Annotated in this window: 9 protein-coding genes; all 9 read right to left on the minus strand. The window is 57.0% G+C overall.

Going from position 1 to position 12,984, the window contains the following annotated elements; translation table 11 throughout:
• Positions 1-540 precede the first annotated feature (540 nt).
• Positions 541-1,155: a hypothetical protein gene (locus O7A60_RS22550; protein ID WP_337108073.1), complete on the minus strand. Its 615-nt coding sequence runs from the start codon at positions 1,153-1,155 to the stop codon at positions 541-543.
• A 645-nt stretch (positions 1,156-1,800) separates the two neighbouring features.
• A complete protein-coding gene (locus O7A60_RS22555) occupies positions 1,801-3,936 on the minus strand; it encodes a hydantoinase B/oxoprolinase family protein (protein WP_337108074.1) in 2,136 nt (711 codons plus the stop codon).
• Positions 3,933-5,981 carry a hydantoinase/oxoprolinase family protein gene (locus O7A60_RS22560; RefSeq protein WP_337108075.1) on the minus strand — a complete coding sequence of 683 codons (2,049 nt, stop codon included), beginning with the start codon at positions 5,979-5,981 and terminating at the stop codon, positions 3,933-3,935. Before O7A60_RS22560 ends, O7A60_RS22555 begins: the two co-directional genes overlap by 4 nt.
• Before the next feature lie 1,018 nt (positions 5,982-6,999).
• Positions 7,000-7,995 (minus strand): P-type DNA transfer ATPase VirB11, encoded by a 996-nt coding sequence (gene virB11 / locus O7A60_RS22565; RefSeq protein ID WP_027145983.1) that lies wholly within the window; start codon positions 7,993-7,995, stop codon positions 7,000-7,002.
• Positions 7,992-9,416, minus strand: coding sequence for a TraB/TrbI/VirB10 family type IV secretion system protein (locus tag O7A60_RS22570; protein WP_337108076.1), 1,425 nt, complete (start codon positions 9,414-9,416; stop codon positions 7,992-7,994). Before O7A60_RS22570 ends, virB11 begins: the two co-directional genes overlap by 4 nt.
• 15 nt (positions 9,417-9,431) lie before the next feature.
• A complete protein-coding gene (locus O7A60_RS22575) occupies positions 9,432-10,109 on the minus strand; it encodes a TrbG/VirB9 family P-type conjugative transfer protein (RefSeq protein WP_245262359.1) in 678 nt (225 codons plus the stop codon).
• A gap of 80 nt (positions 10,110-10,189) precedes the next feature.
• Complete coding sequence (locus O7A60_RS22580) at positions 10,190-10,864, minus strand: VirB8 family type IV secretion system protein (RefSeq protein WP_337108077.1); 675 nt, start codon at positions 10,862-10,864, stop codon at positions 10,190-10,192.
• Positions 10,865-10,894: 30 nt separating this feature from the next.
• Entirely contained in the window at positions 10,895-12,070 is a 1,176-nt protein-coding gene (locus tag O7A60_RS22585; RefSeq protein ID WP_051442808.1) for a type IV secretion system protein, read from the minus strand.
• A 5-nt stretch (positions 12,071-12,075) separates the two neighbouring features.
• Positions 12,076-12,894, minus strand: coding sequence for a type IV secretion system protein (locus O7A60_RS22590; protein WP_337108078.1), 819 nt, complete (start codon positions 12,892-12,894; stop codon positions 12,076-12,078).
• Positions 12,895-12,984 lie beyond the last annotated feature (90 nt).

Below are 12,984 nucleotides of genomic sequence, written 5' to 3' on the forward strand. Positions count from 1 at the left end.
TGCCCATGGAAAACCAGCGCTATTTAGGGGTGGCCGGCCTGCCGCGAAAGTCACATTGCATTTCGTCCGGTGTAACGGACGCTCCTGGGCGGAGCGCGGTCGCCGACCGGACAGTCATATTGAATATCGTACCACCATAACCAGGCTCAACACCGCGGATGGGCGGATCTGGCTCTCTAGGTAACGGCTCGCAGGCCGGCCATCAGATCCCGGAGGTCGGCGAATTCGCAAATCGGCTCGAACGCTCTCGGCTTCGCCGACATACACCTCATGGCCAGTCCCCCTAACCTCCCGTCAGAAATTTGATCTCACCGCTTTCCATGCCCCTACACAATACGCATAAACTCACAAGTGCTGTGGACTGCCGGACAACCGCTGAGCAGTTGCGCTAAGGGGATTGCGCCGCTGGCGCGGCAAGGTGCGCGGTCCACGTTGAAGGCTCCTCTGCGAGGTCCACCGTGGCCCCCACCGAGGTCGACCGCGAAGACGACCTCGGCCCGATAAGGCTTACGCAGTTGACCTACGTCACGTCCATGAACCTCATCGTGTCAAGTCTCTGGTTCTGTCGGTGCCCATGAGTTCCGCTCGCGCGCTATTGTAGGCTTGGTTGATAAGTTCCCCGGTCTCACCAATCGTCTCCGCTTGCTGATACGTCCAATCTGGTTGCAACTGCCGGGATCGAGCGTAAATTGCTTCGATGCTCCTATCCAAATCAGGGTTTTGCGGCTGCTGCATGGCATGGCCGGAGGCCTCCGGAAACGACTCGTAGAGAGTCCGAATATAATCACTCTGTGCAAGCATCGCGTCTACTCGATCTGATTGCTGTTCGCTCAAATAATCGCGTCCTTTTTTAAGGGCCGCGCATGAATTTATCAGAGCTTCCGCTTGTCCATTGCCGAAAGTTTCAGCAAGTTCGATCGATCTATCAAGAAGACGCTCCCTATCTGCCTGGCCAAAGTCACCTATGTGGCCTGCTATGTTTGAAAGCGCCAGAGACTGACCCAACGCGCTATTCATGCCGAGAACTTTGTCGACCGCAGCTGATTTCCTCGTTGCGGTTTGAAACTTGGTTATGGGGCCGACGGGGCAATAGCGTTCGTGAAAGGGCTGGGACACCGGAACATGATTGTTTGGCGGTATTGCCGCTGTAAACATGCGCTCAGCTGAATCGCCTAGCCGGTTGATCCGTGTGTGAAATTGTCCCGCATTGCTTCTCGCGAACTCGCCGCCGACTGACGCGCTCACCGACCGAAGACCGTAAAGGTTGTTCGACGTTTCAACCGGGTCGTCGGTGGCTGCACTCCTCCCCACGTCCCCCAGTACGCCACTCGGCATATCAGAGAATTGCGTGTCTGCACCCTCACCCCGGGTTGAACTTTCAGGTCTATTTCTACGGGTACGGCGTTCCATCGCTCAGAGTCCTTACGTGGTTTCTCTACTACTTGAGGCTATCACCCAGGAACGGCCTGCTGAACTGATTTCGCGTTACTTTTGCAACCTAGCGACTGCGGGAAATTGAGCTTCCAAGCAGCGCGCCGCGTTGGCCGCAGCAGGAAAAGATGTGGGTTCGGCACTGCCTGCCTCCCTCCCTAGTACAGGCAACGGGCAGCCAAGGCGGCCTGGCTGATGACCTCTCCGCGGAACGATCGCCCCATTGGCGGCGCGACGCAGCCATGGTCGCGTAGCGAAAAGACCAGTCGCGGCGGCTTGGGGCTAGATCCCCGAAAGTCCATCGGTGCCGCGGCCCCTACGCGATGAGCGCCGGCCCCTTCAGTGGGACCCTTGCACTCGGGGGCTCCCCTAGCGCGGTGGGCATGACCCCGCTCGCACGCAAGTCTCGGTGCAGTTGCGCACCAGGCATGTGCAATGGTCCTCAACCTGCGGATAGAGGCTTATCAACTCGTCGAACAGGATATCGATCATCTTGGCGCCATCTGTCGCCGTTCCGTCTGCGATACGTTGATCAAGCATCTCGAACACGCGACGCTTTAGGAAGAAGCGCCATTCCACTGGAACCCGGATCAATCGCTCGGTTAACACTGCATAACGTTCTCTTGTCCATCGTTGTTCGTGTGCACGACGATAAACTCCAAAGTCGAATAGTTCCCGGCCGATGGAAACGTCCTTCAGTGCACGCAGCTTCTGTGTTTTCTCTTTGTCTAATTTACCTTCAGATACGGCGACAGCATAAAGTTCACGTGCATCTTCTAACGTTAAATAGCCACACCGCATATCGGCCAACACGCGATCCGGATCCCGTGTCCTAGGATCGCCGTACCCTCCACCGCCTGCACCCGCACATCGGATCACATCGCCCGGCATGCAGGAGACCAGGTCGGCGTTCCCCAAATCTTCCTCCTGCGGGGTGCCAGGATTACGCGTGAAAGTGGAAGTGCGTCCCGCTAGGCCGCCGTTCAATCCCCAAGCGCTGAAGTATGAGCGATCGCGGTTTCGCGCCGTAATCATTGTATCAGGAGCGAATACCTGGAATTCCATCACTGTGCCCAACCCGCCGCGATAGCGCCCAGCACCACCGCTGTTGCGGACCAAGCCATAACGCCGGATCTTGATGGGGACTTCGGCTTCGTTGATTTCGACGGGTGTATTTCGCAGGAAGGCGAAATTGGCCCCTGATCCATCGGAACCATCTGCATACATCGACCCACCTGCACCGCCTCCAATCGGTCCGATGGACGCCATTACCGTGCGGCCATCATGGCCCATGGTGCGCACGTTCAAGAGCGACATGCCAGATGATGGGCAGGCAGGCAGCCGGTCCGGAGCAGCACGAGCGAACGCACCGAACACGACGACTTGGAGCACCATGCAGGTCAAGCTGCGCATCCCAACGGCTGCGGGGGGGTGAGGGTTCAAAACTGTACCTTCCGGCAGGATACAGCGCGCGATACGCAGCATACCGGCGTTTAGAAGCAGGTCGGGATTGAGGGAATAGAGCACGTAATTCAAACCGACCAGAGCAAGTGCGTGGCGCTCATGGCCTCCGGTAGGAACATTCAACGACGAAGAAAGCTGCGGGTCGCTGCCCGTGAAGTCGAATTCAAGAAGCCCATCTTTGATGCGAAGCGTGAGGGCAACACGCATGGGTTTGCCGTTGACAGCAGAATCTTCATCCGCGTAGTCGTCGAAGAAATACTCCCCATCAGGGATCGTTCTGGCGACGGCGCGCGCTTGCTGTTCGGAATATGCCAGCAGGGCTTTTGTTCCTGCCTCGAAACGGTCCGCACCAAGCCTATCGACGATTTCAACGATCTTGCGCTCGCCAATAACAAGGCTTGCCAATTGCGCGCTGAGGTCCCCGCGATTCTGCTCGGGCGCTCGAACGTTTGTCGCCATCAGCGCCAATACCTCCTCATTGATCACGCCACCGCGAACAATTCGAGTGGGTGGAAACCGAATCCCTTCCTGGTGAATTTCCGTCAAAGTTCTCGATAGGGAGGCCGGCACCGCTCCCCCCATGTCGGTATTATGAATATGTCCACCAACAAAGCAGACCAGTTTGTCGCCATAGAATACAGGTCGCCAGACTACGATATCCGGTGTATGCGTGGCGATGTAGCCACTATAAGCGTCGTTCGTGAGCCAGATATCGCCAGCTCTGTATTCCTGGACGAGTGCAAGCAATGGACCATAGTCAAGTCCCGCATACCAAGTGGCACCGAGCGTTCGAGGCGATGCGAATGTTAGGCCCGAAGGTGTCATTATGGAGCAGGAGAAATCCTCGGTCTCCTTAACGAATGTCGAGTGCGCCGTGCGCATAAGCGCGAAAGCCATGCTCTCGGCGGCGGCCACGCAGTAATTTGCAAACATTTGCAGTTCCGCCTTGTCGAACTGCTGGATTTGCTCCTCCGCTCCGTCACTGGGCGGACAGTTTACTTCTTTCGCCGATGGATCCCGTAGTTGAGCGACACCCTTCATTTCAGGGCTCCTGCTTTTATGATAAGATTTCCGAACATGTCGACCGCAACCATGAAGTCGGGCAACACGCAGGTCGTTGTGTCATCCTGAACGACTATGGCAGGCCCATTGAAACACTGCTTCCCCCGGAGCGACGTTCTTTCAAAGACCGGGACGGTCCGGATTTCGCCGTCCATATAACAGCACATCGTTTGTGCAGGTCGAGGCTGGGATGTGTCTTCTACTATCTTGGGCATGTCCGGTTTTGGTGTTGGGGCGCTGATTACCAGTCGCAGAGCGATAACCTGAACGACGCCCTTGTCGTCTCGATGGCCGTACAGCTTATGGTAGGCTTCGTGAAAGGCATTCCGAACCGATTCAGCACCCTGTTCAACAAACGACAAGCCGGACAGGGGAGTGTCGATTTCAAACGATTGACCGCGGTAGCGCATGTCGGCCGACAAGCTAATCCGCGCGCTCTCGTCGGTACCGATCTCTTCGCAAAGCCATTCACGAGCCTGCCGCTCAAGTGCCAGCCGATCCTTGTCGAGCCGACTCAACGCTTCAGTATCGAGCGTGCAGTAAGTGGTCTTGATAAAATCGTTCTTTGTGTCGGCGATAAGTCCGCCAAGAGCACTCAAAACGCCGGGTATTATGGGTACGACTATTTCTTTCATGTTGAGCGTGCGCGCCAAATAGCAGGCGAGCATCGGCCCAGCTCCACCAAAGGGCAACAGCGAGAACACTTGTGGATCAATACCAAAGCGCGACACAAGCCGGCTTACCCCGGCGTACATACCTGAGACTGCAACCTTGATAATCGCCTCGGCTGTCTGGTACCCGTCTTGCCCGATGCTGGCACCGAGTTTCTCGATCGCCCGAGTTGCCGCTTCGCGGTCCAGCGTCACCGTATTGTAGGCGAGCTCGGACTGGCCAAGGATCCCGAGCGCCGCGAATGCGTCCGTGATTGTCGCACGTGTTCCACCGCGCCCATAACAGACCGGTCCCGGGTTTGAGCCGGCGCTGTCCGGTCCAACTTTGAGGACACCGAATTCGTCAACCCAAGCCACCGAACCACCGCCGTCGCCGATGGAGGTGACTGACACAGACGGGATGTGGATCTGGAAATCGCCAATGTACTCACCTGCGGCGAACTGTGGCTGGCCATCGACGATCAGAGCGACATCGGCTGTAGTACCGCCTATGTCCAGGCTCATACAGTTCTCGATACCGCATTGCTGTGCAACATAGGCAGCGCCGATCACTCCGGAGGCGGTTCCCGACAGGATCATCTGCACGCAGTTCGATTTGCCGTGCTCGGCGCTCATGATGCCGCCATTGGATTTCGTTACCTTCAGCTCCGCTGAGACGCCTGTCTTTGTCAAAGCGTCCTGCAGACAAGTAAGGTAGTGAGAGACGCGTGGCTGAACGTAACCGCCAATCACGCTCGTCAACGTTCGCTCGTACTCGCGGATAATGGGCCAGACTTCGTGCGAGCAGGTGACAAACAGATCGGGGCGCGCGTGGAGCAGGATCGCCTTGACAGCTTGCTCATGCACAGGGTTGCGGTAGGCATGCAGGAGCGACACGACAACTCCCTCGCATTGTGCGGCCTCGATTGATTTGAGTGCCTTGAGCACGCTTGCTTCATCGACTGCGATCTCAATCGTCCCATCGAAATTCAGCCGTTCGACGACACCAAATACGCGATCGCGAGGCACGAGTGGCTGCGGCCTGGTTGACAAGAGGTGGTACATATCGGGGCTCTTCAGTCGTGCCAGGTCCAGCACGTCCTCAAAGTTCTCGGTTGTGATCAATCCCAGGCGCAGTCCCTTGCGTTGCACGACGGCGTTCACGCCAACTGTGGTCCCGTGCGTAAAATAATCCACGTCCTCGGGGCGGATGCTATAGCGGTCCTCCAGCATTCGCATGCCGTCGAGGACCTCGGTGCCCGGGCTATCGGGCCGAGAGAAAACCTTGAGTGTACGAACGCTGCGCGTTTGGCTGTCCAATACTGCGAAATCAGCGAATGAGCCGCCAATATCTACACCAATTCTGAGCGTCACGTTTCAAGTCCTTCATTAGCTTTCTGCGCAAACGACTATATCGGGTACGCAGTGTTCTCAGGGCATTCTGGGATTCGTCGGCCCTGTTTGGAGGCGCCAGCGGCTTGCACTGTAAACCTAACCAGATGATCGCCGAGCGGTTTCTGGAACGGTGCTCGACTCCAATCAGCTGGAGGCCCAGCCTGAAGATCACAAGCAAAGAGAGCCGGTCGTTTTCACCGTACCGACATGTGAATGTCGTGACGGACTTGACCCAGGAGCCCTTCCTGAACAGCTTGGCTGTGGCGACGCTGAAACGTCAAATCTCTGTCGAGCAGGCAATTGGATAAACACCATTCCATCTTCTCCCAAGATGAAATGGTCGTGCAAGATGGGTGCCAGACCGTGCGTGCTGACACGACACCAATGTCGCCGCTTCCCTTCATTCGAAACCGTAACTCGTAGGCGGGCCACCATCCCAGCTTTCGTTGTGCGGACAGTCGCCGGCTGTATAAGCGACGACCGAAACGGTTGCCCAACGCCGGTCTTCCTGAGTAATGGTCGGGCGAGCCGCCGACCGGTCGCGTCAAAGAGAAAGCTCCGGAGCGTCGACCCTCGCGATGGGCGAGCAGCAGTTCGATCGAAGCTACGCCGCGAACAGCCTAAACAACGTCCTCGAGCTAGCCCACAAGGAAAGCCCTGGCGCTTTGGTCTGCACCGGGGCCTTTTGACATGGATGAGCTACTTAGCACGTCTGCATATGCACACACCCGTAGGGCGGATCGGCGATTGAGCACGCAGAAAAAAACCGCTGAGCGTGGCTGGCACCGCCGCCGGCGGTTTTGATTTTTGGATGGCTAGGCGGCATCCGATCGTCAGGCAAGCGTTGCTGTTCAGGCGCTTGCACCTTCGTGCCCCCAAGATCGAACCACGACGAAAGTCGCCAAGCTCCAAGGATCTGATCGACCCCTGGACGGCAGTTGACGTTGGCACGCAGATCCTGATCTGGCCATCCCCATTTGGGCGATTCACGCCTAGTCTAATTCTGCGAGGGCAGGTGAATTTCCAGTACGCCGCGCCTGCCCTGCCGGCGGCCGACCTGAATGACCAGGTCAATCGTCTTTTTCGCATAGTTGGCAACGTCCGAATGGGACATCTGCACGCCAGAGCGCATCACCATGAGTGCGAGCCTGTCGAAAGCAAGTTCGGGACTGTCTGCGTGGATAGTCGATATCGAACCTGGGTGGCCGGTGTTGATCGCCTCAAGAAAATCATAAGCCTCAATGCCGCGGATTTCGCCAAGGATGATGCGGTCAGGGCGCATTCGCAGGCAGCTTTCCAAGAGTCTCGATGGGCGGCGAGCGGAACTCTCGTTACGATCTGCGATTAGCCCCACTTGGTTCTTGTGAGGCGGGTTAAGCTCCTGTGCGTCTTCGATGGTGATGATCCGCTCGGCAGGGTCTGACATGGCCAGCAAGGCACGCGCGACTGTGGTCTTGCCGGAGGAGGTGCCGCCCGAAATGAGAATGTTGAATCTCTCATCGATGGCCTGTCGAAACAGATGATGCAAATTGCCGACGCTGGCCATTTCCATAATTGCCCGGTGTCGCTCGCGGCGGTTGGCATCCACTGTGATCTGGCCGCCGTCGATGAAGTCTATCTTGGCACAGTCCAAAGTCCGCTTCAGATATTTACGGATGGTCAGGGACACGCCCATTTCGACGGCAGGTTCGACTACGAGCTGCACACGCAACGAATTCCCCCAAACCACGACTCGACCGGAGACGATCGGATGATCGGGCCCAAGGACGTTGCGGGTCTCTCCTGCCAGCTGTGCTCCAAGCCGCTTGATGGCACGAGGCGGCAAGGCCACGTCGATCTCCTGCATGTGTAGCGCTCCGGCCGCCTCCACGAAAATGGACCCGTTCGGATTGATCGCCAATTCATTGATATTGTCATTGACCAGGTAGTCTCGAAGCGGGCCCAGGTACTGCTCCACATATGAGATATCGCGGCTGGGCTGGTGGTCATTCATCGGATAATGAGATCCTGATTGACAAAGACTCGAATTTCCTCGCCCTGAGGGACACGAACGATGGGAGGGAGGGAGAGATATTTGTTCAAGATATCCTCACCTTGATCGCTGAGTGCCCCAGCGATCTTAGATGCGGTCTGGCCACCAGCATCGCTATTTCCTGATCCGGCACCCCCAATATTGATGGTCGCACCACCTTCTCTGGAGGACTTGTTGCTGCTGGTCAGTCCGGGAATGATCGAGGGCAGAGCGGTGATCGCGCTGATGAGGACAGCTGCACCTATTTTCTTTACATAGCGGTTGTCCACGTTACCTTCGGTGCCCGCGCGACCAAGCAGGTCCGCCCCTGTAGAGCCCAGGGCAATTGATTGGCCATCGGGAGTGACTGCTCGGTTCCAGGCGATGAGCACGCGCTTTTGCTCAACATCCACCCGATTACTGAAGGTGCCGATCAGGCTGGTCCCCGCCGGCAGCAGAATGCGAGAACCGTCAAAGGAGAAGACCGGCTCGATCACTTGGGCGCGGATATTTCCCGGCAGTTCAGTATCAATTGCCGTTTCAAGCACCGCAGAGATTATGGTGCCCTGCACGACCGTATGTGAAGGAGCAGGGAGAGCACGAGACACCGACGTTTTTACCTCCGAGCCGGCGGCAGAGGCTAGAAAACGATCGTTTGCGCTCAGGTCTTGGGACCCTTGTCGCGCATCTTCGGCTAAAGCCACGCCCGCTCCAGATTCATCGACGACAACGCCTGTCGATTCCCGTTGCTTGGTCGCAATCTCGTCCAGTTGACGGCGCCTCTCGACGTCGAGCTTGGCGGCCTCCTCGGAACGTGCGCGCTCTTCTTCCAAACGCGACGCCTCGGCACGGAGTCGTGCGTCTTCCAGGTTCCGCTTCTCGCGCTCGTCCTGGAGCCTCTGCGTTATCTCTTTGTTGTACCGCTCGAGCAGTTTCTGGACCTCAGCAAGCGAAATGTCTGAGCCTTTGTTGGCCCTCGCTTCGGCAATGATTTCCTTGCGCAGTTCTTCGAGCTGCTTGTTCGTCTCGGCGTTGGGACTGGGCCTTGGATCAGTTCCCGCAGGCGCCTCGGCAGCTGGAATATCAAGCCGCTGTTCGTTCGGGATCGCGCGGTCCACTTCCAAATTGATCTGGGAGGTCTTCTGCTCATCCTCGCCGCCAAACCCAACTGCGTTCAGCGCTCGAGTTGGTCCAACAGCAATGGCACAAGCAGCGGCGATACCAAACAGCAACATGCCGGCCAGCATAACCCAGCCGACACTTTGACGCTCAGATTGCGCAATGTGGCGAGCTCGGCGTTCTTCAACGCGTTTATCGCGGTCCACATCAACAGAGGCATCAGCTACTGTGTCAGCGGCAGGGCGATCTTGTCGAGTGTCAATATCGCTCGACCTATCCGGCACGTCCCAATCCTTTCCTCACTTGTTTTTTTGCGATTGCACAGCGTCTGTCTTGCCGACACAGACAGCGTCATCGCCGATTCTCATCACCCAATAGTCGCTGGTCCCGTCGACGATGACACGGTCATCGTCAGTGCGCGAATTGACCAGCTTTTCCTCGCGATGATTGCCGACACTGAAGATTGCGGGCCGGGGTGCGCCCTTGGGCAGCACGAAAGTTGTCTGCAGTGTATTGTCTGTTACGGCGAGAGGACGGAACCGGGCATGGCCCGAGACCATGTAGTTGTGATTTACCGGTCCGCCACGGGCAAGGCTCTTGTCCGGCGCCCTGGACTGCTCTGGATAGGTGAAGACGATCCGGAACGCTTGCGCGGCACCCGCCTTCATGCCCGCCTTTATCTCGCCGACTGATCGTAGCTCGAACGTATAAACGCGCTGGTCAGTGTAGATGGTCATATTTGTCAGGGCTTGGTCGATAATGGGCTTCAGGCTGACCACGTTGCCCATCTTCAGCTTGATCACTTGCCAAGACGCGCTGTCTCCGATGAGGATCGACTCTACTTTCTCCCCGGCGTCAAATTGGATCGCTGTGACCGATTTCAAATATAGGCTAAGCTTGTATACGTTGTGCTCGTCGTACACATAACGCTTTATCCGTGCATCGGCCGCAAATCCAACAGGCGATTGCTCGGCCATGACGGCTGTCATAAGTCCTGCGCTGATAAGAAGTGACAATGATAAGGTCTTTAGCATTTTTACCTCGGTAAATTGCATGTTTAATTAGCGGTTTCCGCGTCGATCCGGTAGGCCACAACATTGAAGCCAAGCGGGTTTTTCCACACAGACTCCAAAGTGGCATTTACCTTTGGTTTGAACTGATAGCCCACGGTGACCACATAACTGCGCTCGACCGTGTCGTGCCCCTTTTCTTCTCGATGCTTGATGACGCGCACACGAGCGAGATCCGTCACGTTGCGGCGGTCCGAAGGGGTCAAGGAGATAGATTTGACCACAACACGCACCCGAACCTCATTGCCGTAGATTTTGGGCGGATATTGAGGCGAATCCGAGCGCCAGGTCTGGGCGAGAGTTTGCGCGGCGTTGTCCGATGAACGCTCCATGACGTCTGGAATTCGAGTCCTGTTATCGGCTGGATCGTAAGTCTCGCGGTCGACAACATAGGAAACAAGTTCTGCCTGAAGGACAGCCTCCTGCTGTTCGAGTGAGGCAGGCCGGACCTGGACGATCTTTTCAGCCTCGCCGGTGGTTTTATCGACCATCACCACATACGGCTTGGTTTCTTTGAGCGGCAGTACGATGACGAGAGCTACCAGCGACAAAAGGCTTGCGGAGGTGGCACAAACTGCAATTCTTGCCCAATTGTTGCGCTGATCGCGAAGGTTGAAGAAAAGCTCGTCTTCGAATGCATGCTGTGTTGCATGTTCAGCCACGCGTCCCTCCTATTCTGGTGTGCGTGCGTTTCAGCGGTAGAGATTGGCCTGCTCAGGGGACAGGGCCCCGTTGCCGTCTGAGCGGGAGGCGCCACCGGAAGAACTGTCGGCAGCGGCCCCCCTGCCACCCGGTTTCGGCGAGGAATGTCCGATCATGCCGCGAGCAAGAAAATCATCCCAACGCTGCCTGCGGACGTGTGCGCTTTGGTGCATCGATCTTACCGCCGACATCGTCGCTCCGCCCACCGAAGCGCCAGCGCCCCGCGCGGTGCTTGCCGCCATTGCGCCATCTGCCAACCACCGGTTTGAGGCGCGAAGGCTATTGTGAGCACTCTTAGCCATGCCAGCTACGGCCCCCACTGCCCCGGCGCCGACGGCCGAGACCGATGCAGAAGCTAGGGTGCTTGCCATCGTCGGGACCATGAACAGGAGAACCGTCACGGCGATCATGATTGTCGGGAACTCGAATCCGCCCTCGTCGTTCGCCAGGATTTGGGCGGCGACATACAGAACAACAGTCATCAGTGCGCTGGTGAGCAACGGGACAATCACGAAGCCCATTGTAAAGCGCGTCCAGCTCTCGAAATGTTGCCTAGTTTGAGGCATCATCAGCATGATAATGGCCAGAGGCGCCAAGCTGATCGACACTGCGAAGCCTACTTTTGCGATGAGGACAATAATAGCGCATGCGGCGGTAAAAAACGCGCCAACGATCAGAATGAGCACACCCATAAAGACGTTTCGGAGTGCCTTGCCGACCTTGAAGACCGGAATATTCGAAAGGTAGTGTCCGCTGATTTCGAAAATCGCGTGGGCGAACTCGTCCATTGCAGAATACGTGTCGGTTATCCGCTCAGGATCGAGGACATTCTTATTCTTTGTCGGGATTTGCTTTGCCGCTCCGCGTAGCATAATGGCAGTGTAGTCGCTGGGCACATCCACCAGGACAGTATAAATGCCATGGAAATTCACCCACATGGTCGCGAAAGAATATATCAGTATATAACGTAGCCCCCACAGCAGGTATATCGAATAGTTCACGGGTTTGAATTGCGTTATGTGATTCACCGCGATGAACAACAGCGCGATCAGAGCTACGGCGGCAAGCAGCGTTCTGATTGGGTCAGCAACTCCAACGAAAATTGTCTCCGCATAATCAACGAGGGCGCCGTCAATCGTGTGGGCAACTGTCGAAATGATACCCATGATAATTACCGGTTAAAGTCGCCAAACAGGTTTTTGACCGTGTCCGGTTCGGCGGCTTCGGCGCCGACCGACATGAGGTAGGTTCCTGCCACCGAGGCGATCGCCGCTTGGGTGCGAAGCGTTTCGTTCAGCTGCTGGGCGACTTCGATCATCACGCGTGTGTTGATGTCGACGCTGGTTTTCAAGTCACTGCTGGTGCTGAGCGCTGTGACATAATCATTGATCCTGCCCATGCTGTCGTTGGCGCGCCTGTAGGAGTCCTCCGCGGCAGACGCAGCGACAGCGCCTTGAGCCGCTGAATGAGCGACCATGACGTTGCTGAGGAGCTTGTCGTTGCGTAAGGCAAATGCGTCGTCCAAGCGGTATAGCTTGCGAATTTTGATCAGCGCTGCCTGAATTCCATCGGAGCCAACCGTCTCTCCGTTCAAGGCAGCGTTCGCCATTTCCCAAGGCCCTTGCCCTGCCTTGCGGGCCGCGACGTCTGCCTCGCTGTTGCTCTGCGGGAACGGCTTTGGGCCAGATATGGCAGCAAGCTGCGCTTGAGCCGCATCCTGGATCCCGCTTAGCAGCTTTTCAGCTACGTGCGCCGACGTGAGCAATTGCGTGGTGCCCCCGCCCATCAGCCGGGACAGCTCAACCATATATGTCAGCAACTCGACAGCGTTCTGGTCGTAGCTTGCCTGCGCGCCGTCGGGCGCCGCAGGCAGCGTTGCGATGGGAGGCAGCGGCACAGGCGCGATCGCGGTTTCTTGGGCGTAAGCCTCGTGAAGCAGCAGACCGGCCCCGAGCAGAAGGCCAGCCACAGCCTTGAAAGGTTGTTTCATGTCACGGCTCCTTCCGCTTGACGGTCAAGGGTTTCCCAGGTGCAGACGCAATTGTTCTCCCGCATCGGCGGGACCGATTGGCAGGCGGTA

Origin of the sequence: Mesorhizobium salmacidum (SeqCode), assembly GCF_037179605.1 — a bacterium.
Classification (GTDB): domain Bacteria; phylum Pseudomonadota; class Alphaproteobacteria; order Rhizobiales; family Rhizobiaceae; genus Mesorhizobium; species Mesorhizobium salmacidum.